The sequence below is a fragment of the Pelomonas baiyunensis genome (genome assembly GCF_043555935.1).
Lineage (GTDB): Bacteria > Pseudomonadota > Gammaproteobacteria > Burkholderiales > Burkholderiaceae_C > Pelomonas > Pelomonas baiyunensis.
The window spans coordinates 1,388,166-1,407,657 of record NZ_JBIGIB010000001.1 but is presented as its reverse complement, the minus strand read 5'-3'; the positions used below and the strand labels follow the sequence as shown (position 1 = coordinate 1,407,657).

The 19,492-nt window shown below is 67.3% G+C and carries 21 protein-coding genes and 1 pseudogene; 13 read left to right on the top strand and 9 right to left on the bottom strand.

Going from position 1 to position 19,492, the window contains the following annotated elements; genetic code table 11:
* A pseudogene (locus tag ACG01O_RS06385) lies at nt 1–2,068 on the top strand (heme utilization protein); the annotation flags it as partial.
* A gap of 182 nt (nt 2,069–2,250) precedes the next feature.
* Here ACG01O_RS06385 and ACG01O_RS06380 read toward each other — a convergent pair.
* The 3 genes from ACG01O_RS06380 to ACG01O_RS06370 form a co-directional block, all read right to left on the bottom strand.
* Nucleotides 2,251–2,991 carry a class I SAM-dependent methyltransferase gene (locus ACG01O_RS06380; protein ID WP_394382444.1) on the bottom strand — a complete coding sequence of 247 codons (741 nt, stop codon included), beginning with the start codon at nt 2,989–2,991 and terminating at the stop codon, nt 2,251–2,253.
* Nucleotides 2,992–3,023: 32 nt separating this feature from the next.
* Nucleotides 3,024–3,788, bottom strand: coding sequence for an FkbM family methyltransferase (locus tag ACG01O_RS06375; RefSeq protein ID WP_394382441.1), 765 nt, complete (start codon nt 3,786–3,788; stop codon nt 3,024–3,026).
* A 71-nt stretch (nt 3,789–3,859) separates the two neighbouring features.
* Nucleotides 3,860–4,582 carry a hypothetical protein gene (locus ACG01O_RS06370; RefSeq protein WP_394382440.1) on the bottom strand — a complete coding sequence of 241 codons (723 nt, stop codon included), beginning with the start codon at nt 4,580–4,582 and terminating at the stop codon, nt 3,860–3,862.
* A gap of 106 nt (nt 4,583–4,688) precedes the next feature.
* Here ACG01O_RS06370 and ACG01O_RS06365 point away from each other — a divergent pair, with 106 nt between their 5' ends.
* Both ACG01O_RS06365 and ACG01O_RS06360 read left to right on the top strand, forming a co-directional pair.
* Nucleotides 4,689–5,492 (top strand): glycosyltransferase family 2 protein, encoded by an 804-nt coding sequence (locus tag ACG01O_RS06365; protein WP_394382437.1) that lies wholly within the window; start codon nt 4,689–4,691, stop codon nt 5,490–5,492.
* A gap of 53 nt (nt 5,493–5,545) precedes the next feature.
* Entirely contained in the window at nt 5,546–6,445 is a 900-nt protein-coding gene (locus tag ACG01O_RS06360; protein WP_394382435.1) for a LysR family transcriptional regulator, read from the top strand.
* A gap of 34 nt (nt 6,446–6,479) precedes the next feature.
* Here the strand turns inward: ACG01O_RS06360 and ACG01O_RS06355 are convergent, their stop codons facing one another.
* A complete protein-coding gene (locus tag ACG01O_RS06355) occupies nt 6,480–7,463 on the bottom strand; it encodes a pyridoxamine 5'-phosphate oxidase family protein (protein ID WP_394382432.1) in 984 nt (327 codons plus the stop codon).
* Nucleotides 7,460–8,077, bottom strand: a complete 618-nt coding sequence (locus ACG01O_RS06350; protein ID WP_394382543.1) for a glutathione S-transferase family protein — start codon at nt 8,075–8,077, stop codon at nt 7,460–7,462. Before ACG01O_RS06350 ends, ACG01O_RS06355 begins: the two co-directional genes overlap by 4 nt.
* Before the next feature lie 360 nt (nt 8,078–8,437).
* Here ACG01O_RS06350 and ACG01O_RS06345 point away from each other — a divergent pair, with 360 nt between their 5' ends.
* The gene (locus ACG01O_RS06345) at nt 8,438–8,986 is read left to right on the top strand and encodes a hypothetical protein (protein ID WP_394382429.1); all 549 of its coding nucleotides are present in this window, start codon (nt 8,438–8,440) and stop codon (nt 8,984–8,986) included.
* 579 nt (nt 8,987–9,565) lie between these two features.
* Here ACG01O_RS06345 and ACG01O_RS06340 read toward each other — a convergent pair.
* The 3 genes from ACG01O_RS06340 to ACG01O_RS06330 are packed head-to-tail and all read right to left on the bottom strand — an operon-like array spanning nt 9,566 to nt 10,819.
* Entirely contained in the window at nt 9,566–10,102 is a 537-nt protein-coding gene (locus tag ACG01O_RS06340) for a ferritin-like domain-containing protein (protein ID WP_394382427.1), read from the bottom strand.
* On the bottom strand, nt 10,095–10,550 hold the full coding sequence (locus tag ACG01O_RS06335; RefSeq protein ID WP_394382425.1) for a BON domain-containing protein: 456 nt from the start codon (nt 10,548–10,550) through the stop codon (nt 10,095–10,097). Before ACG01O_RS06335 ends, ACG01O_RS06340 begins: the two co-directional genes overlap by 8 nt.
* A gap of 14 nt (nt 10,551–10,564) precedes the next feature.
* Nucleotides 10,565–10,819, bottom strand: a complete 255-nt coding sequence (locus tag ACG01O_RS06330; RefSeq protein ID WP_394382422.1) for a hypothetical protein — start codon at nt 10,817–10,819, stop codon at nt 10,565–10,567.
* A 194-nt stretch (nt 10,820–11,013) separates the two neighbouring features.
* On the opposite strand from ACG01O_RS06330, the gene ACG01O_RS06325 reads away from it, so the two are divergent.
* Nucleotides 11,014–11,649, top strand: a complete 636-nt coding sequence (locus ACG01O_RS06325) for a response regulator (RefSeq protein WP_394382419.1) — start codon at nt 11,014–11,016, stop codon at nt 11,647–11,649.
* 97 nt (nt 11,650–11,746) lie between these two features.
* Here ACG01O_RS06325 and ACG01O_RS06320 read toward each other — a convergent pair whose 3' ends face one another.
* Nucleotides 11,747–11,923: a hypothetical protein gene (locus ACG01O_RS06320; RefSeq protein ID WP_394382416.1), complete on the bottom strand. Its 177-nt coding sequence runs from the start codon at nt 11,921–11,923 to the stop codon at nt 11,747–11,749.
* Nucleotides 11,924–12,090: 167 nt separating this feature from the next.
* On the opposite strand from ACG01O_RS06320, the gene modB reads away from it, so the two are divergent.
* The 8 genes from modB to ACG01O_RS06280 all read left to right on the top strand — a co-directional run bounded on the left by modB (nt 12,091) and on the right by ACG01O_RS06280 (nt 19,339).
* Entirely contained in the window at nt 12,091–12,774 is a 684-nt protein-coding gene (gene modB / locus ACG01O_RS06315) for a molybdate ABC transporter permease subunit (protein WP_394382413.1), read from the top strand.
* Nucleotides 12,771–13,505, top strand: a complete 735-nt coding sequence (modA, locus tag ACG01O_RS06310) for a molybdate ABC transporter substrate-binding protein (RefSeq protein ID WP_394382411.1) — start codon at nt 12,771–12,773, stop codon at nt 13,503–13,505. Before modB ends, modA begins: the two co-directional genes overlap by 4 nt.
* A 235-nt stretch (nt 13,506–13,740) precedes the next feature.
* Nucleotides 13,741–14,451: an ABC transporter ATP-binding protein gene (locus ACG01O_RS06305; RefSeq protein ID WP_394382409.1), complete on the top strand. Its 711-nt coding sequence runs from the start codon at nt 13,741–13,743 to the stop codon at nt 14,449–14,451.
* Entirely contained in the window at nt 14,448–15,248 is an 801-nt protein-coding gene (locus ACG01O_RS06300) for a TOBE domain-containing protein (protein ID WP_394382407.1), read from the top strand. Before ACG01O_RS06305 ends, ACG01O_RS06300 begins: the two co-directional genes overlap by 4 nt.
* Before the next feature lie 95 nt (nt 15,249–15,343).
* Nucleotides 15,344–16,354, top strand: coding sequence for a sulfate ABC transporter substrate-binding protein (locus ACG01O_RS06295; protein WP_394382406.1), 1,011 nt, complete (start codon nt 15,344–15,346; stop codon nt 16,352–16,354).
* 179 nt (nt 16,355–16,533) lie between these two features.
* Complete coding sequence (gene cysT / locus ACG01O_RS06290; protein ID WP_394382404.1) at nt 16,534–17,403, top strand: sulfate ABC transporter permease subunit CysT; 870 nt, start codon at nt 16,534–16,536, stop codon at nt 17,401–17,403.
* On the top strand, nt 17,400–18,281 hold the full coding sequence (gene cysW, locus ACG01O_RS06285; protein ID WP_394382401.1) for a sulfate ABC transporter permease subunit CysW: 882 nt from the start codon (nt 17,400–17,402) through the stop codon (nt 18,279–18,281). Before cysT ends, cysW begins: the two co-directional genes overlap by 4 nt.
* Nucleotides 18,281–19,339, top strand: coding sequence for a sulfate/molybdate ABC transporter ATP-binding protein (locus ACG01O_RS06280; RefSeq protein WP_394382398.1), 1,059 nt, complete (start codon nt 18,281–18,283; stop codon nt 19,337–19,339). The genes cysW and ACG01O_RS06280 overlap by 1 nt, the downstream gene beginning before the upstream one ends.
* The last annotated feature ends 153 nt before the right edge of the window (nt 19,340–19,492 follow it).

The window sequence follows — 19,492 nt, the reverse complement described above, 5'->3', positions numbered from 1 at the left end:
GGCGGACGTGCGCTCGATCACCACCGCCGCGCTGGCCGGTCTGACCTCCACGCAAGTGGGCGCCCTCACCACCGACGGCGTGCAGGCCCTGACCACCGGCCAGATCGGTGCGCTCAACACCGACCAGTTCAAGGGCATGAGCACCGCCGACATGGTGGCCCTGACCTCCACCCAGGTCGCCGCGCTCACCTCGGTGCAGGCCGCTTCGCTCAACACCGACCAGCTGCGTGCCATCGAGGTGGCTGACATCAAGTCGTTCACCACCGGTGCTATTCGCGCACTGGACACAGCCCAGGTTAATGCACTGACCAACGGTCAGCTCCAAGCCCTGTCGTCGTCGCAGGTCACCGCACTCACGACGGACCAGGTGCAGAACCTGACCACCGCCAACCTGAACGCGCTGACCACCGAGGAACTGGCTCGTTTCACCACAGCACAAGTTCGCGTACTGACCACTGAGCAGATCAACAACCTTTCCACGGCCAATCTGGTAGCCATGGGTACGGCACAGTACGCCGCCCTGACGTCGGATCAAGTCCATGCCTTCACCACCGGGCAGATGCGCAGCCTGGAGACAGCAGACGTTCGGACCATCTCGACCGCCGCGATTGCCGGGCTGACCTCGGCGCAAATCAACGCGCTGACCACCGACGGCGTACAGGCCATGACCACCGGCCAAATCAGTGTGTTGAACACCGATCAAGTGGCCGGCCTGTCGACGGCAGACATGGTGGCCATGACGTCCTCACAAGTGGCGGCGCTGGCCACTGCAGACATCCTCGTTCTCTCGACGGCGCAGGTCCAGGCCATCGAGTCGGACGACCTGCGGGCCATGAGCGCCAGCCAGTTGCAGTCGCTGACCGACTCGCACCTGGCGTCGCTGACCACAGGGCAACTGACCGGTCTGTTGGCCAAGGTGTCTGTGCTGACGACGGACCAGATTCACAACTTGTCCACGAGCCAGCTGAACGCCTTCACCACGTCGCAGTTCTCGCTGATGACCACGGCGCAGGTCGCCGCACTCACATCGGCGCAGACCAGCAAGCTGGAGACGGACGACCTGCGGGCCCTTGGAACGGGTCAGATCGCATCGCTGGGCACAGACCAGTGGCAAGCGCTGACCACCGCGCAGATCACCGCACTGAAAGACACCCAGATCGGCGCCATGACGACTGCGCAAGCGGCGGCCATGACCACCGACCAGATCCACGCGATCACGAGCACGCAGATCCACAACCTGTCCACCCAGGACATCAGTGCGATGTCGATGGCTCAGCTCGATGCCCTGTCAACGGCGGCCGTCAACGAGATGAGCAACGCCCAGTACAACGCGTACTTCGCGGTGACGCCGATCGTTCTGGACCTGGATGGCCACGGCGTGAACACCTTGGCCGCAGCACAAGGGGTCATCTTCGACCTGATGGGCACCGGCCAGGTGAACAAGGTCGGGTGGGTGGCTGGAGGCGATGGCCTGCTGGTGATGGACCGCAACCACGACGGGGTTATCAACAACGGCAGTGAACTGTTCGGTGCTGGCACGATCTTGGCCAACGGCAAACATGCGAAGGACGGCTACGTCGCAATGACGGAGCAGGACACCAACCACGACGGCAAGCTGGATGCACACGACGCCAACTGGAAGGAACTCAAGGTCTGGGTGGATGCCAACCACGACGGCAAGACGGACGCCGGCGAGTTGAAGTCCCTGGACGAGTTGGGCGTCGCATCGCTCGACCTCAATGCCACCAAGGGCAGCGGGGCCGACAATGGCAACCTGATGGGATTGGTGTCGAGCTACACCACCACGGACGGCACCAAGCACGACATGGCCGACGTCTGGTTCACCAAGGATGTGCAACCGCAGAAGCCAGAAGACGGGAAGGACGCCACCGTGGGCTTGCATGATGTGCTGGCACCGCCCACCACACCGCTGCTCGGATCTGAGCACGTGGAGTTGGCCAAGGCAGCAGAAGCTGGCTCACAAGCCGACATTCACCTCGCGGCGCTGGATCGCAAACTGGCCGAGGAAGAGGAACAGCGACGCAACAACGGCGGCGGCTGGTTCTGAGTTCCCTGACCGGACGGGCTGCGGTTCTCACAACCGCAACCCGCTCCGCACAAGGCCCGCGCAGCTTCGGCTCGCGGGCCTTGTTCTTCATGACTTGCCCCGAAAGCTGACGAGCGCCTTGAAATCAGCAAGAAAAAACGGCCCCGAAGGGCCGTTGCGTGCTGCGGCGAAGCTGCGCTGGTTCAGCCGCCCGGCGGCTTTCGAGCGAACGACGGGAACACCACCGTCTTGCCCGCAATGACGAGGGCGTTGTGCGTGTACGTGTAGCCCTGCGGGTAGTCGGCGAGTTCCACCGTAAACGCCGAGTGGAACAGCACATTGGCCACCAGCAGTTGTGCAGCGGCTGAATTGCGATCGCGCACCAGCACATAGGTGGGGTAGTTCTCCTGCGTGAGCAGCAGGAAGTGCCAGCCTTCCCGCTCACAGAACGCGTTCACCGCCTCCACCACCCCGAAGCCCGAGGTGCGGGCCGGCGAGTGGTTGGTGTAGTCGTGCCCAAGCAGGAAGCCGTCGCCCGCCACCTTGGGCGCGTAATCGGCCAGATCGGCCGCAACGCCAGCCTCGCTGTGCAGGCCGTCCAGGTACACCCAGTCCAGCTGCCCGGGGTGGAACCGGGGGGCGGCCTGGCCGGAGTAGTCGCGAACCAATTCCACTTGGCCCTGGGCGACCTCGGCCGCGAAAGCGGCGGACACCTGCTGAAAGCGCGTTTCCTGCACATCGGCGGCCACGTTGCCGTAGACGTCGGTCTGGTAATCCTCGCGGGCCTGGTGCTCCCACGGGTCGATAAGGTGCAGTCGCCGGGGCTGCGCTTCCCGGAGGATGTGGCGCGAGAACACGCCTTCGGCCACCCCGATCTCAGCCACTTCGCCGCCCTTGGGCAGCAGCTTGATCAGGTCGTTGCGCGGGAGTTGAGTCAGAAACACGGTGTCCCCTCAGGAGGTTGTGCGTTCAGGCGTCAGCGCGCCTGCAGCATGGGTCCGAAGGCCGGGTGCTGGGCCACGAAGTTCTCGCTGCCGTCGAAGTTCATCAGCACATAGCCCAGGCTTTGCAGAAATTGCTCCAGCGCCGCCTTGCGCTCGGCATACCAGTCGAACGCCCAGGCTTCGTAAAGGATGGGCGGGAAGCCGCTGCGCACGAGCGTGCCGGCGGCGCCGCGCAGCACATCCAGCTCCAGGCCTTCCACATCGATCTTCACCAGCCGCACGCGCTCCAGGAACAGACTGTCCAGGTTGACAACCTTCACCCGGACGGATTCGCCCCGAAACTCACCGCCGCGCACACCTTGGCGCATGGCCGGGTCCAGGCTGAAGGAGCCGATGTTGATTTCATCCGCGTAGTTCGGCAACGCCACGTCCACCTCGCAGGCGGATGCGCCCAACCCGTAGGGATGGGCCGTCACATGGCCCAAGCCGTTGAGCAACAAGTTCGCGCACAGCTGGTAGTACACCGGCGGCTGCACCTCCCAGCAATGGAAGCGCAGATGCCCGAAGGCCTTGGCCATGGGCACGGTGAAGCTGCCCAGGTTGGCGCCAATGTCCAGCACCAAGCCCTCTGCCGGGTTTGCGTTGAGCAGCGCAGTGGCCAGCACCTGCAAGTTCGGCTCGTACACACCCCGCGACCGCAGGCTTTGTGACACCCCATGCGTATCCGGCCCCTGCAGCAACAGGTAGCGCAGGCCCTGCGGGGTTTGCAGCAGTTCGACGTCAGGCAGGGTGGCCATGAGGACTCCAGGAAAAAGCAAGCGGCACCAAACGGAACGCCGAAGGCTTACCGCGCATTGCCAACCAGCCCTCAGCGGTAATGCGTGAAGCTCGGCGCAATCTCATCGTGCAGCACGCGGTCGCGCAGGGCGAGCACCAGCGGATGGAACACGTTCCCCAGCAACTCGGTCCAGGCCAGCGGGTAGGTGCTGATGCGACCGTCCGGCAGTTGCACCCCGGTCTGGTCTTGCGGATGTTGGGCAGGGCTGGCCTGCAAGGCGGCCAACTTGGCGTCCAGCAGCGCATGCGTCTGCGCCATCCAGGCCGTGGTGAATGGCGAATACCGCCGCCCAACGAACGCGCACAAACCGACCAGATGCTGGTAGTTCGCGCGAAGCAAATCGCCGATGGGCGGAGGTACCGGCGCCACCCCCTGCGGGCCAATCTCGGTGTAGCCCAGCAGGTCATGACCAGGGTTTGCGCGCAGCCGCGCGAAGAACGGCGCCCAGGCGCGGGAGGTGTGCTTGATGTCGGTGTAGCCGCCGCCGTAGTGGTGCATCAGGTACACGCGCAAGTAGTCCGCCTGGTGGACGGAACTCAGGAACGGAAACGCGGGGTGGAAGGGGTGCTCGGGGTGTTGCCAGTCGGCAATCGTGGCGGGTGTCAGCAACATCACCGGGCAGCCGATCTGCACCTGGATGGACAGCAACGCCTGCACCCGCTGGCCTGACATCGGGTTCATGCCCGTCCAGGCGCAAAAGACCACGCCCTGGCGCAGCCCGTCAAAAGCCCTCAAGTCATCCACCGCATGCATGGGGGGCATCCTAAGGTGGCACGGCCGCGCGCCATGGGCAGGAAATCAGCGGTGAAACAGCGGCTAATCAGCGGCTTGCGCACGCGCCGCCCTCTAGCATCACACCATGCCGCCAAACACCCTTCCGTTCTTCTCCATCGTGATGGCCACCCACGCTCGGGCGCAAACGCTGCGCCGCGCGTTGCTGAGCCTGCGTCAGCAAACCTGCACCGACTATGAGGTGCTGCTGGTGGCCGACGTGCTGGATGCCGACACGGCCCAGGTCACCGCGGATTTGCTTGGGGCGAATGACATCTTCATCAAGCGCAACGGAGCGCCCGGCCCAGCCGAGAGCCGCAACCTCGGCTTGCAGCACGCGCGGGGTGAGTGGGTGATTTTTCTGGACGACGACGACACCCTGCTGCCCCACCACCTGCAAACGCTGCAGGCCCACTGCGAAGCCCCGGGCGCCCAGGCGCTGTTCACCGACGTGACCATCGTCACCGAAGATCGGCGCCAACCGGGCATGCCCGAACTCAGCCGGCAGGTGGTGCCGCTAGGCGGCGTGGATGTGAACACGTTGTGGGTCAAGAACTTCATTCCCCTGCACTGCCTGGCCTACCGGCGCACCCTGCTACAGGGCTTGCGGTTCGACACCCACCTCGCCTCGCAGGAGGACTGGGACTGGCTGCTGGCCGTGTGCAGCCGCGCCATGCCGGTGTATGTGCCCGGTGGCGGTGCCGTGATGCACAAGGATTTTGTGAACCCCGGCATGCGGCGCGGCCAGCAGGAAAGCTCGAACAACACGACCGTGGTGCAAGACTTCCTGCACGTGTACCGCCGCTGGCCCGCGCCGACGCCCGAACTGAAGGCCGCGCGGGGCGGTTTGATCCAGAGCGTGGGCCTGGCGCTGCCGGTGGACTGGTTCTGAACTCACGCCCGCGGCCCCACCGAGAATGGGCGCAGAGGCTCTGAGGAACGAGGGTGGATCGACTGCACGCAATGGCCGTGTTCGTGGCGGTGGTGGACGGGGGCAGCTTCGCCAGCGCGGCACGCAAGCTGGAACTCTCCCCGCCCGTGGTGACCCGCGCGGTGGCGGAGTTGGAATCCCGGCTGGGCCTGCGGCTGCTCACGCGCACCACGCGCCATGTACGCGTCACCGAAGCCGGCGCACGGTATGCCGACGATTGCCGTCGCATCCTGGCCGATGTGCAAACCGCCGAAGAAGCCGCAGCCGGCCAACACACCGCCGCCCGCGGCACCTTGGCGGTGACGGCACCGGTGCTGTTCGGCCAGAAGTACGTGATGCCCGTGCTGGTGGAGTACCTCCAGCGCTGCCCGGATGTGGACGCCCAGTGCTTGTTCCTCGACCGCGTGGTGAACCTGGATGAAGAAGGCATGGATGTGGCCGTGCGCATCGGCCCGTTGCCGGATTCCTCGCTGCAAGCCATCCCAGTCGGCCGCGTTCGCCAGGTGCTGATTGCCGCACCGGGCTATTTGGCGGAGCACGGTGTGCCCCAGTCGCCGGCGGACCTGCGACACCACACCTTGGTGTCGCGCGGCGGCGTGGCGCCCGAGGTGGAATGGCGGTTCCACGACCAAAGCGCTGAGCATGTGGAGCGCCTGCAGCCACGCATCCGCACCAGCAGCAACGACGCGGCGTTGTCCGCCGCCGTGGCCGGGTTCGGCATCACGCGGTTGTTGAGCTACCAAGTGGCGGAGGCGGTGCAGCGTGGCGACGTGCAGGTGCTGCTGGACGGCTACGAGCGCCCGGCGCTGCCCATCCACGTGGTGCACCGCGAGGGACGGCACGCCACGCAAAAGGTGCGGGGCTTCATCGACCTGGCTGTGGAGCGCCTGCGCGCCCACCCGGCCCTGCGCTGAAGCGCGAACCGGGGGCTGCGCCCCCCCACCGACATCAAGCGCCTGCCGCCGCGGGCCAGACGCCCGTGGCCAGGGCATGCGGGGAGGCCGCGCCGCCTTGCCACTGCCCGGCCAACTCGCTGCGCGCCCAACGCCAGCCGGCTTCGGGGTGAAAGCGCCACGCCCGCTCCGCGCCCGCTACTTCGGCCAACGCCGGCCAGTCTTGCGGCCCCCACAGCAACTCCACGCGCCCCGTCAGGCTGAGCAGCCCGCCGTGCTCGAAGTCCGGGAACAGCAAGCCTGCCCGCGGGTGCAGCAGCAAGTTGCCCCAGGTCATGAACATCGCGTTGCCGTTGAAGTCCGGCATCAAGAGGCTGCCGTCGTCCAGCAACTGCACAAAGCCGGGCCGCCCGCCGCGGTGCGACACATCGCTGCCCACGCCCGGCGCGTGCGTCGCGACGAAGCAGGTTTCGGCACCAGCAATCCACCGGCGGTCCGCCGCGGTCCAACCCTCCATGGGTTCCGGCATGGCGTGCTGGAGCCCCAGCCCGTCAGCGGCCGTACCGCCCGGCACCCAGTCCCGGCTGCGGATGTAGCGCGGGCAGTTGCCCACGCTTTGCGTGACGGTCACGTGCAGCCCTTGTGCATCGCGCCGCCCCAGCACGCCGTTCACGCGGTTGCGGCGACGTGTGTGCAGCTCGATGCCCAGAAACCCCAGCGCCGCCCCTGGCTGCAATGCGTCCGCCAACGGGTCACCCCCGCGCGGCTGTGCCTGCAGCCACAGCTGGCGCTCGTCCGGCGTGCGGATGAAACCCGGCGGCCCGCTCAGCACCGACGCCCAGGGGCGCAACTGCGCGTCCACCGAGCCCACCAGCAGCCAGGGCAGTTGCTCGAAGAACAGGCGGTGCTGCTCGGGCATGTGGTCGCGCACCACGCGCGCGCCCACCTCCTGCATGCGCTCGGCCACACCCAGCCGCTGCTGCACGGCCACCTCGCCCGCATGGAACGGCCCGCCCTGGCCCAGCGCCGGCGCCATCATGCGGCCGCCAAACCCACCGGCGAACGGGGGAAGGCCACGAAGCCCGGCAGAGCTTCCATGCGCGCCAGCCAGGCCCGAACCTGCGGGTAGGCCGACAGGTCCACATTGCCCTCCGGTGCAGCGGCCACATAGCTGTACACCGCCACATCGGCCAAGGTTGGCGTGGCGGCAGCCAGGAAGGCGCGCTGCGACAACACACCTTCCATCACCTGCAACAGGTGGTGTGCGCGCTGAATAGCCTCGCCCGCATTCAGGGTGGCACCGAACAGCGTCACCAGTCGTGCGGCAGCGGGACCGTAAGCCACCAGGCCAGCGGCGACCGAAAACCAGGCCTGCACCGCCGCTTGCGCCGCGGGCGCCTCAGGCCACCACCGGCGCTCGGTATCGAACCGCTGCGCGAGGTACAGCAGGATGGCGTTCGAGTCGTGCACCACCGTGTCGCCCTCCACCAGCACGGGCACTTGCCCGAAGGGATTCATGCGCAAGAACTCGGGCGTCTTGTGCTCGCCGCGCCGCAGGTCCACCGGCACGCATTCGTACGGCTGGTTCAACAGAGACAGCATCAGCCGCACGCGGTGGGCATGGCCCGACAAGGCCACGTCGTACAACTTCAAAGAGGCAGCTTCACGCATCGATCAACTCCGGTTGCTTGAGAGAAAGGTCCGCCCCCCCGGGCGCGAACTCGTCAACCCGGCGGCGGTGCCGCGGGCATCGCGGCATGGGCGCTCAATGTCGCCAAACGCCGCCCGGCACAGAAGCCTCACGCCGCCCAATTCACTCTTGCAGGATCCGAAACGCCGACCGGGACGCAGCGCGGTTCCCCACCGCGCCGAACGGCACGGGGTGTTGTCTGACGCGCGCCGCCTCTGAACACCGACACGGCCGGCCTAACGGACTTTCTAAGCTGACTTCCGTGGCCTCTTCTTCACCGCCCTTCGGTGCAGGAACCACCCATCAACCCCACAGGAGATCCCATGAAACTGCAGCTTCGCTCCACCCACCTGCTTTGCGCCCTGACCCTGTTCGGCCTGGCCGGCGTTGCGTCCGCCAACCTGGCCCAGCCGGCCTACGGCATGGCCAAGGATGAGGTCAAGGCCATGTACAAGATCGAGCGCGACAAGTGCGACAGCCTCTCCGGCAACGCCAAGGACGTGTGCGTGGAACGCGCCAAGGGTCAAGAGAAGGTGGCGCTGGCCAACCTGGAATACCAGCACACCGGCCGCACCAAGGATCGCAACGACTACCTCGAAGCGCGTTACGAAGCTCGCTACCAAGTCGCCAAGGAAATGTGCGACGACAAGGCCGGCAACGCCAAGGACGTGTGCGTGACCGAAGCCAAGGCGGCGCACGACAAGGCCAAGGCCGACCTGAAGGCCAACAAGAAGATCGCCGAGGCCGAGAACGACGCGATGGAAGCCAAGCTGAAGGCCGACTACAAGGTGGCCAACGAGCGCTGCGACAGCCTGGGCGGCTATGCCAAGGACAGCTGCCAAGCCAGCGCCAAGGCCCGCTACTTCCAGTAAGCACCGAACGGTCGGCCCGCGCTGCCAGCGCGGGGCCGCCCCCACCTGAAACGCCGACCCCACGGGTCGGCGTTCTGCATGGGGCGCCGCGCGCGGACCTCACTGCACATTGCTGGCAAGCCGCTCGCCCACAGGCGCTGCGGCGTGAGGTCACTGCGCGTGCTGCAGGCCACGCATGGGCCCCGTGGCACCTCGGGTCACGTCTTGGCGATCTCTGGGGCAGACCGGCTCCGCATTTCGTCAGCATGGACCGTCCAGTCCCTGCCGGCTCAACGCCTCTGCACACCTGAGCTTCAAGCACCGACCGCTGGATTCGCTTCCAGCGGTCTCGAGCAGCCACGCACGCGACGCGTCCCTTGCCCTGGCCCGCAGCCTCCCGCGCGGCCCATCCCCTGGGGTGACGTGGAATGAACAGCGCAGCACAAGGCTCAGCCGCGCGTTCAGCCGCCGCTTCTCCCACTCGCCCCAACGCCACGTTGCTGCGCAGGGCTCCGAGGCCTGGCGCGCCTTCACCAAAGAAAACGCCGCACCGGGTCACCGGTGCGGCGTTCAGTGGGCGACAAGCGTATGCGCCCGGCGTCAGGCGCGCTCCATCCAGTCGCTCAGTTCGTCCGCATGCTCTTCTTCATCCGCCAGGATGTCTTCCAGCAAACGGCGCGTGGTGGAGTCCTTGTCGCCGATCAGCGCAATCATCTGGCGGTAGCTCTCCACCGCCACACGCTCGGCCACCAGGTTGGCCTTGATCATGGCCTTCAGGTCCGTCACCTCGTCATAGTCCGCATGGCTGCGGTCTTGCAGGCTGGCCGGGTTGAAGTCGGGGTCGCCCCCCAACTGCACGATGCGCTGCGCCAGCCGGTCGGCATGGGCCAATTCCGCATTGGCGTGCACGAGGAACTCCTCGGCAATGCGCGGCGACTCCAGCCCGTCAGCCATGAAGTGGTGGCGCCGGTAGCGCAGGGTGCACACCAGCTCGGTGGCCAGCGCGTCGTTCAGCAACTGCACGATGTCGTCGCGCCACGGGCCGTAGGCCGGCGTCACGGCGCCTTCGCTCAGGTGCTTGCGCGCCGCATCCAGGGCGGCGGTGTCCAGCTTCAGGTGCAGTTGCCGCTCAGCCATGGCGCGCCACCACGAGTTGGTTGTCCACCGAGCGCACGCCCTGCACGGCTTGCGCCAGCGTGGTGGCCCGCGCTTGCGAGCCCGCGTCGGGCGCAGTGCCCGTCAGCGTGACGCGGCCGTCTTCCGCACGCACCTCGATGCGCGTGGCCTTCAGGCGGTCGTCGGCCACCAGCGCGGCGTTGATCTTGGTCACGATGGCGGCGTCGCTCATGGCCTCGGAGGCCGTTTCACGGGCGTTTTTCAGGCCGGTCTCCGCGCGGTCCACCGCGCGGGCGGCTTCCACCTTGGCGTCGGCACCGGCTTGCTTGGCGTCGGCAATCGCGCCGTCGAGCTTTTGGCCGGCGGTGCGCTCGTTGTCATGGCGGCCGCAGGCGGTCAGTGCGGCGGCCAGAGCCACGGCGCCGACCAGGGCGAACCGGGCCTGCAGGGACGAAGTGATGCGGTTCATGGGATGTCCTTTCTTCAGCGAACGAAGTTCGGGGACATCGATGTCCCCATGGTTGGGGTTGAGCCGGTCGCAACCGCTTGGCGCAGGGCCGCGGCCTGAACCGACTGGGCACGCTGGCCTTGGCGAAAGGCTTCGCCGTGGCGAACGTTCTCGTGCAGCGTGTCGATGAAGGCCCACATCAAGGCCGCCCCCAGCACGGCACCGGTCAGCACGCACAGCCACAAGGGCGGGGGTGAAAACAGGTCGGTCGTGTCGTCCAGGGGCTTCATCGCTCACTCCACCGCGGCAACTTGCCGCTTGCCCTGCACTGTGCAAAGCGCGGCCTCCACGCCGTGCCGGCCGGCCGCTGACACCGGCGTAGGACAAGCCGCCAACACGCTCCGCGTGTAGGACACCGCTGATCGCGCCCGCTCGAACGTTTGGCTAGGCTTCCTGCATTCCTACCCCAGCATTGGAGATTCCCATGATCCGCATCGGCATCGTCGACGACCACGTCATCGTTCGCTCCGGGTTGCGCCAGTTCCTCAGTGAGAACGTGGACCTGCGCGTCACCGGCGAGGCGGCCAACGGCCGCGATGCGCTGGAACTGGCCCGCGGCGGCGATGTGGACGTGCTGCTGATGGACATCTCCATGCCCGCCCAGAGCGGCGTGGACGCGCTCGCCGCCATCAAATCGCGCTTTCCGGAACTGCCGGTGCTCATCCTGAGCGGCTTCCCGGAGACGCACTACGCCACCACACTGCTGCGCCAAGGCGCCAGCGGCTACCTCAACAAGGAGTGCGACCCGGAGGAGATTGCCAACGCCATCCGCACGGTGGCGCGAGGCCGGCGCTACATCAGCCCGACGGTGGCCGAGTTGCTGGCCGACGGCGTGGCGGGCGGCGGCGTGGACCGGCCGCTGCACGAGTCGCTGTCAGAGCGGGAACTGCAGGTGTTCCTGCGCCTGGCCAAGGGCGAGACGGTGGGCGACATGGCCAAGTCCATGTTCCTCAGCGTCAAGACGGTCAGCACCTACCGCACCCGCGTGCTGGAAAAGATCAAGCTAGAAACTAACAGCGACCTGACCTACTACGCGCTCAAGAACGGCTTGATTCAATGAGCGCAACTCCTTCGCCGCACCGCGTGAGCAAACCGCTGCAGCGCCCATGAAAAAACGGCCCCGAGTGGGGCCGTTTTTGTGTCCGCGTGTCGAGCGATCAGCGGCCGATGTTCAGCGGCACCATGCTGCCGGCGGCGCGCGACTGGCTGGCAATGCGACGCTCCAGATCCGCGTGATCGATGGCGTTGGACAGGTAACGCTCCTCAACTTCCACCTGGGTGTCGACGCTCAGGGCGTTGCGCAGGGAATGGATCAGGTTCTGGATCAGGCTCATGGTGCGATTCGGCTCGTGGCCATTGGTGTTTTCAGGGTAAACCCGATTATAGGGTTAACACGCACTCTTCGCCAAGGCCGAAGACACGGTTCGCCGATCAGCCTGCGCAGTCCGTCACACAACTCCATGCCGAGGCAATTCTTGATGTACCTAGCTACATTACGTGAATGCCCATGACCCTGTGGACCGAGTTCGACGCCGCGCCGCTCACGCTCACCTTGCGTGTCGCCGGCTTGGCCACGCTGCTGGCCCTGGTACTGGGCGTGGCGCTGGGCTGGGTGTTTGCCCGCACGCGCCTGCCCGGCCGGGGCGTGCTGGAGGCCATTTGCATGCTGCCCCTGGTGCTGCCGCCCACGGTGCTGGGCTACGGCATCCTGGTGGTGATGGGCCGGCACGGGGCCCTGGGCGCCTGGCTGCGCGCGCACTTCGACTACACCGTCATCTTTCACTGGCACGGCGCAGTCCTTGCGTCCACGCTGGTGGCGCTGCCCCTGGTGCTCAAGGGCGCCAGCAGCGCCTTCGCCCAGGTGGACCGCAACCTTGAAGCTGCCGCCCGCACGCTGCGCCAATCGCCCTGGCGCACCTTCCTGCGCGTGACCTTGCCGCTGGCATGGCCGGGCATCTTGTCCGGCACGCTGTTGGCGTTCGCACGCGCCATGGGCGAATTCGGCGCCTCGCTCATGGTGGCCGGCTCCATTCCGGGCCAGACCCAAACCGCCTCCATGGCCATATACGACGCCGTTCAGGCCGGGCGCGATGACCTGGCGCTGATGCTCGCCGCCGTCGTGTCGGTCATCTCGGTGACGGTGCTGGTGCTGTCCAACCGCTTTCTGCAACGCCCCACGCCATGAAACGACTGCTGCTGGCCCTGGCCACTGCCCTGCCGCTGCTGGCATCCGCCCAGCAACTCACCATCTCGGCCGCCGCCAGCTTGAGTGACGCCTTCAAGGAGATGGCGCCGCGCTTCGAGGCCGCGCACCCCGGCGTCACGCTGCGCTTGAACTTCGCCGCGTCCGGCGTGTTGTTGCAGCAGATCGCCCAAGGGGCGCCGGTGGACGTGTTCGCGAGCGCCGACCAAGACACCATGAACCGTGCGGCCGAGCAAAAGCTCATCGCGCCCGACACGCGCCGTGACTTCGCCGCCAACACTCTGGTGCTGATCACGCCGCCAGGCGGCACCGTCAAAGCCGTGGCCGACCTGGCTCGGCCCGAGGTGAAGCGCATCGCCGTCGGCAAGGTGGCCTCCGTGCCCGTAGGCCGGTACACGCAGCAGGCGCTGGGCGCGGCGCAGCTGTGGTCGGCCGTCACGCCCAAGCTGGTGTTTGCAGACCATGTTCGCCAGGCGCTGGACTACGTGGCCCGCGGCGAGGTGGACGCCGGCTTCGTCTACCGCACCGACGCGGCCATGGCCGGCACCAAGGTGCGCATGGCCACCCCGGTGGGCGGCCACACCCCCATCACCTACCCGGCCGCCGTGGTGGCCGACAGCCGGCAAGCGGCGCTGGCACGGGACTTCGTCGCCTTCCTCAGCAGCGCCGAGGCCCAAGCCACCTTGGCCAAGTACGGTTTCGGCAAGCCGTGACCCTGAACGCGACAGTCGGCCGCTCGCAATTCCTCTCCGTCATGCCACCTCGCCCCCATCGTCTTTCCGCAACATCCGGCACGCCGGTGTGCATCGCTGCACGCCCGCTGGTCAGCCGCTGCGGGCCGCAGGCAGCGTTGCTCACGCTGGCGGGCGGCGAGCCCGCTGCGCGATCGCGCCTTGCCTGCAGCTCTCCTCGTCTGCCCCTCGGGCGTGCCCAACTGCCGCATTCAGGGTGATCGACGTCCGCCTCCAACTCTCGGTCCGCGACGCCCGCCGCCGCTTCGACCTGGACCTCGCCTTCGCCACCGACGCGCCCTTCGTCGCGCTGTACGGGCCGTCCGGCGCGGGCAAGTCACTCACGCTGCAAGCGCTGGCCGGGCTGCTGCCGGTGCGCGCCGGCCATGTGCGCTTGAATGGCCGCACGCTGCTGGACACCGCCGCGGGCATCAACCTCCCGCCCGAGCAGCGCGGCGTGGGCTACCTGTTCCAGCACTACGCGCTGTTCCCGCACCTCAGCGCGCGCGACAACATCGCGTTCGGCCTGCGCAGCCCGTGGGGGCGGCTGAGCCCGGCCGACGCCGCGCGGGTGGACGCCCTGATCGACAACTTCGGGCTGCGCGCCATGGCACACAGCAAGCCGGCCCACCTGTCGGGCGGCCAGCAGCAGCGCGTGGCGCTGGCCCGCGCGCTGGCCTGCCAACCCCAGGTGCTGCTGCTGGACGAGCCCTTCGCCGCGTTGCACACCACCCTGCGCCGGCAACTGCGCAGCGAGTTGCGGGCCCTGCGTGAGCAACTGGGCATTCCGGCCCTCCTGGTCAGCCACGACCCCGAAGACGTGCTGGCGCTGGCCGACGAGGTGCTGGTGCTGGACGGCGGCGGGCTGCAGCACCGCCTGCTGGCCACCGACCCCGATCTGCGCCGCGCGCTGGACCACGCCTTGTGAACCCCGCCGACCACCCCCTGCTGCAAGGCGACCTGCGTCTGGCCGGCCGGCTGGACGCGCGCTTCTTTGACCTGCTGGCCGCGCTGGCCCTCACCGGCTCGCTGCAAAAAGCCGCCCGCGCGGCGGGCTACAGCTACAAGGGCGCCTGGCTGGTGCTGGAGGCGGCCGAGACGCTGGTGCACGCGCCGCTGCTCACCCGCGCCACCGGCGGCGCAGGGGGCGGTGGCTCGCGCCTGACTGCCGAGGGCGAGGCCCTGTGGGCCGCCTGGCGCACGCTGCACGCCCGCCATCAAGCCTTTCTGCACGAACAGGAAGCCTGGCTTGCCACCCAACCCGCGCTCCACACGCTGCTCAAACGCATGGCCATGAAAACCACCGCACGCAACCAGTTCACCGGCACCATCACCGCCGTGCAAGCCGGCCCGGCCACCACCTTGGTGCGCATGGCACTGGCCGGCGGTGACCCCGACCTCAGCATTTCCCTCACCACCCCTGCCGCGCAAGAACTGGGCGTGGCCGTGGGGCAGGAGGCGCTGGCCCTGGTGAAAGCGTCCGAGATCGTGCTGGTGGCCGACTTCGCTGGCTACCGCCTCTCGGCGCGCAACCAGTTGGCGGGCACCGTGTCGCGGGTGGAGCGGGGCGCGGTGTCGTCCCTCGTGGGTGTCACGCTGCCCGGCGGCACCACGGTCACGGCCAGCGTCACCAACGACGCGGTAGACGGCCTGGGCCTGGCCGTGGGCCAACCCGCCACCGCCTGCTTCAAGGCGTATGCGGTGATGCTGGCCGTGCGCGGCTGAAGCCGCAAATTGCATAAGGAAATAAGAAAACTGTCCTTCCGCGAATAAGGGAGTTTGGGCACCCTCTCGGCTTTCGATTCAACGAAGCCACCGCCATGTCCACGTTTCTGCCCGTTCGCCGCGCCCTGCTGGCCCTGATCGCCTCCGGCGCCGCCGTGCCCGCACTGGCCGCCGACCCGACGCTGCTCAACGTCTCCTACGACGTGGCCCGCGAGCTCTACAAGCAGTTCAACCCGGCCTTTGTCGCAGCACAAAAAGCCAAGGGCGTGACGGTGGCGGTGAACCAGAGCCACGGCGGCTCCAGCAAGCAGATCGGTGCGGTCATCGGCGGCCTGGAGGCCGACGTGGTGACCATGAACCAGGCCACCGACGTGGACCAACTCGCCAGCGCCGGCCTCACCCCGGCCGACTGGCGCGGCCGCTTCGCCAACGGCGCGGCGCCCTACTCCTCGACCATGCTGTTCCTGGTGCGCAAGGGCAACCCCAAGGGCATCAAGGACTGGGCCGACCTCGCCCGCCCCGGCGTGCAGGTCATCATTCCCAATCCCAAGGTCACCGGCAACGGCCGTTACGGCTTCCTCGCGGCCTGGGGCAGCGTGGTGGCCAACGGCGGCAGCGACGCGCAGGCCAAAGACTTCGTCACCAAGGTGTTCACCAACGTGCCGGTGCTGGACGGCGGCGGCCGCGGCGCCACCACCACCTTCACCCAACGCGGCATCGGCGACGTGCTGGTCACGTTCGAGGCCGAGGTGGAACTGATCGAGAACGAGTTCGGCAAGGGCCAGTTCGAGCAGGTGAACCCGAGCATTTCCATCGAGACCGATGCGCCGGTGGCGCTGGTGGACAAGGTCGCCGCCAAGAAAGGCACCACCGCGCTGGCCAAGGCTTACCTTGACTTCCACTGGAGCCCCGAGGGCCAGGAAATCATTGCCAAGAACAACTTCCGCCCGCGCGACCCGGCCACCTTCAAGAAGCACGCCCAGCGCTTCGCCAACATCAAGCTGTTCACGGTGGATCAAACCTTGGGCGGCTGGGCCAAGGTCAGCAAAACCCACTTTGCCGATGGCGGCACGTTCGACCAGGTGATGGCCTCCATCAAACGCTGACCGCGAGCCCCCGCCCTCCGCGCAGTCGCGCCACGCTGAACGCGGGCGGGCCTGATCGGCCTCCCAAGGGGGCTGCGATGCGTGGCGGATTCACCGCCCCGCACATCGCCCGCGCGGGCCGGCTCAGGCGCAGCCCGGCCCTCGGCGCTCGGCCCGAAATCCAACTCCAACAAACATCCATGGCTTTGCTCTCATTGGGTCGCCGCCGCGTGCTGCCCGGCTTCGCGCCGACGCTGGGCTTCACGCTGTTCTACCTGTCGCTGATCGTGCTGGTGCCTCTGGCGGCGGTGTTCCTGAAATCGTCCGGCCATGGCTGGGATGCCTTCTGGGCCGCCGCCACCTCGCCGCGCGTGCTGGCTTCGTACCGGCTGAGCTTTGGGGCCTCGCTGATTGCGGCGGCCATCAATCTCGTGTTCGGGCTCATCCTGGCCTGGTGCATCGTGCGCTACGAGTTCCCGGGCAAGAAGTTGGTGGACGCGCTCATCGATCTCCCCTTCGCCCTGCCCACCGCCGTGGCCGGCATCGCGCTCACCGCGCTGTACGCGCCCAACGGCTGGGTGGGCTCGCTGTTCGCCCCAGGGGGCGCACTGGCGCCGCTGTTCGGCGAGGCCGGGCTCAAGATCGCCTTCACGCCGCTGGGCGTGCTGCTGGCGCTGATCTTCATTGGCCTGCCCTTCATCGTGCGCACGGTGCAGCCGGTGTTGGAAGACATGGAAACCGAGTTGGAGGAAGCCGCCGCATCGCTGGGCGCGCACCGCTGGACGACCTTTCGCTACGTGGTGCTGCCCACGCTGATGCCCGCCCTGCTCACTGGCTTTGCACTGGCGTTTGCGCGCGCCGTGGGCGAGTACGGCTCGGTGATCTTCATCGCCGGCAACATCCCGATGGTCAGCGAAATCACGCCGCTGATGATCATTGCCAAGCTGGAGCAGTACGACTACGTGGGCGCCACCGCCATCGCCACCGTCATGCTCGCCTTCAGCTTCGTGCTGCTGCTGGCCATCAACGGCCTGCAGGCCTGGAGTTCGCAGCGAGGACAACGCAAATGAGCACCGCCCTGCACCTCGCACCGGCCCGCGCCCGGGCCAAATACCAAGACAACCCCGCCACCCGCGAGGCGCCCTGGGTGCGCGCCCTGCTGCTCACGCTGGGCCTCGGGTTCTTCGCCATCTTCTTGCTGCTGCCGCTGGTGGCCGTGTTCACCGAAGCGCTGCGCAAGGGCTGGGAGGTCTACTTCGCCTCGCTGGCGGACGAGGAGACGCTTTCGGCCATCAAGCTCACGCTGACCGCGGCCGCCATCGCCGTGCCCTTCAACCTCGCGTTTGGCCTGGCGGCGTCGTGGCTGATCGCCAAGCATGAGTTCCGCGGCAAGCAGTTGCTCATCACGCTCATCGACCTGCCGTTCTCGGTGTCGCCCGTGGTGGCGGGGCTGATGTACGTGCTGATCTTCGGCGCGCAAGGCTGGCTGGGCCCATGGCTGCAAGAACACGATGTGAAGATCATCTTTGCGGTACCGGGCATCGTGCTGGCCACCGTGTTCGTGACCTTCCCGTTCGTCGCCCGCGAGCTGATCCCGTTGATGCAGGCCCAAGGCAAAGACGAAGAAGAAGCCGCCACGGTGTTGGGCGCCAGCGGCTGGCAGACCTTCCGCCGCGTGACGCTGCCCAACATCAAATGGGGCCTGCTGTACGGCGTGATTCTGTGCAACGCCCGGGCCATGGGCGAGTTCGGCGCGGTGTCGGTGGTGTCAGGCCATGTGCGTGGCCTCACCAACACGCTGCCGCTGCAGGTCGAGATCCTCTACAACGAATACCAGTTCGCGGCGGCCTTCGCCGTGGCCTCGTTGCTGGCGCTGCTGGCGCTGGTGACGCTGGTGATCAAGCAATTCATCGAGTGGCGTGCCAGCCAGTCGGCCAAGGAAGAATGATGGGAATTCAAGTCCAAAACATCCACAAGAGTTTCGGCAACTTCACCGCGTTGGGTGATGTGTCGCTGGACTTCCCGCGCGGCGAACTGGTCGCCCTCCTCGGCCCGTCGGGCTGCGGCAAAACCACGCTGCTGCGCATCATTGCCGGGCTGGAGCAGGCCGACCGCGGCCGCGTGTTGCTGGACGGGCAGGATGCGTCCGACACCCATGTGCGCGAGCGCCAGGTGGGCTTCGTGTTCCAGCACTACGCGCTGTTCCGCCACATGACGGTGTTTGACAACGTCGCCTTCGGCCTGCGGGTGAAGCCCAAGAAGCAGCGCCTGCCCGAAGCCGAAATCAAGAAGCGCGTGACCGAGCTGCTGCAACTGGTGCAACTGGACTGGCTGGGCGACCGCTTCCCACCCCAGCTGTCCGGCGGCCAACGCCAGCGCATCGCGTTGGCCCGCGCGCTGGCCGTGGAACCCCGCGTGCTGCTCTTGGACGAGCCCTTCGGCGCACTGGACGCCAAGGTGCGCAAAGAGCTGCGCCGCTGGCTGCGCCGCCTGCACGACGAGCTGCACATCACCAGCATCTTCGTCACCCACGACCAGGACGAAGCCCTGGAAGTGGCCGACCGCATCGTGCTGATGGACCACGGCCGCGTGGAGCAGGTCGGCACGCCGCAAGAGGTGTACGAGCGCCCGGCCACGCCCTTCGTCTATGGATTCCTGGGTGCGGTGAACCGCTTTGTGGGCCAGGCGCGCGGCGGGGTGCTGCACATGGGCGAGCACCAACTGCCGCATGCGGGCGCGCATGGCGACGGCGAAGTGCAGGCCTACGCCCGGCCGCACGAGTTGCAGATCCTGACGGACGAATCGGCAGCCGGCTTGTCGGCGACCGTGCAACGCGTGCTGGCGTTTGGCGCCAGCGCCCGGGTGGAATTGATCGGCCCCGACGGTCAGCCGCTGGAAGCGGAACTGACGCGCGACCAGGCCGAGGCCCTGAGGCTGCAGGGCGGCCAGCGGGTGAAGCTGGCGGCGAATCGATTGAGTTTGTTCGAGGCTGGCGCCGGGATTTGAGGTCGTTCAAGACCTGCTACCTGACTTCGCTGCAGTGGTTGCCGGGAATCCCGCCCGGCACGGCACTCGCCACCAGCCTGAAGCAACGAGGGGCAAGCACCACGCGATAGTCACCCCCCGCATGCCCACCCTCACTTTCATTCGTTCCCTAAC

What these genes read in the sequence shown, in the direction of transcription:
- ACG01O_RS06375 (WP_394382441.1), bottom strand. Translation starts at nt 3,788, where the DNA reads ATGGCCACCCTGCCTGACGTCGAACTGCTGCAAACCCCGCAGGGCCTG.
- ACG01O_RS06370 (WP_394382440.1), bottom strand. Translation starts at nt 4,582, where the DNA reads ATGCATGCGGTGGATGACTTGAGGGCTTTTGACGGGCTGCGCCAGGGC.
- ACG01O_RS06365 (WP_394382437.1), top strand. Translation starts at nt 4,689, where the DNA reads ATGCCGCCAAACACCCTTCCGTTCTTCTCCATCGTGATGGCCACCCAC.
- ACG01O_RS06355 (WP_394382432.1), bottom strand. Translation starts at nt 7,463, where the DNA reads ATGATGGCGCCGGCGCTGGGCCAGGGCGGGCCGTTCCATGCGGGCGAG.
- ACG01O_RS06345 (WP_394382429.1), top strand. Translation starts at nt 8,438, where the DNA reads ATGAAACTGCAGCTTCGCTCCACCCACCTGCTTTGCGCCCTGACCCTG.
- ACG01O_RS06340 (WP_394382427.1), bottom strand. Translation starts at nt 10,102, where the DNA reads ATGGCTGAGCGGCAACTGCACCTGAAGCTGGACACCGCCGCCCTGGAT.
- ACG01O_RS06335 (WP_394382425.1), bottom strand. Translation starts at nt 10,550, where the DNA reads ATGAACCGCATCACTTCGTCCCTGCAGGCCCGGTTCGCCCTGGTCGGC.
- ACG01O_RS06330 (WP_394382422.1), bottom strand. Translation starts at nt 10,819, where the DNA reads ATGAAGCCCCTGGACGACACGACCGACCTGTTTTCACCCCCGCCCTTG.
- ACG01O_RS06325 (WP_394382419.1), top strand. Translation starts at nt 11,014, where the DNA reads ATGATCCGCATCGGCATCGTCGACGACCACGTCATCGTTCGCTCCGGG.
- ACG01O_RS06320 (WP_394382416.1), bottom strand. Translation starts at nt 11,923, where the DNA reads ATGAGCCTGATCCAGAACCTGATCCATTCCCTGCGCAACGCCCTGAGC.
- modB (WP_394382413.1), top strand. Translation starts at nt 12,091, where the DNA reads ATGCCCATGACCCTGTGGACCGAGTTCGACGCCGCGCCGCTCACGCTC.
- modA (WP_394382411.1), top strand. Translation starts at nt 12,771, where the DNA reads ATGAAACGACTGCTGCTGGCCCTGGCCACTGCCCTGCCGCTGCTGGCA.
- ACG01O_RS06295 (WP_394382406.1), top strand. Translation starts at nt 15,344, where the DNA reads ATGTCCACGTTTCTGCCCGTTCGCCGCGCCCTGCTGGCCCTGATCGCC.
- cysT (WP_394382404.1), top strand. Translation starts at nt 16,534, where the DNA reads ATGGCTTTGCTCTCATTGGGTCGCCGCCGCGTGCTGCCCGGCTTCGCG.
- cysW (WP_394382401.1), top strand. Translation starts at nt 17,400, where the DNA reads ATGAGCACCGCCCTGCACCTCGCACCGGCCCGCGCCCGGGCCAAATAC.
- ACG01O_RS06280 (WP_394382398.1), top strand. Translation starts at nt 18,281, where the DNA reads ATGGGAATTCAAGTCCAAAACATCCACAAGAGTTTCGGCAACTTCACC.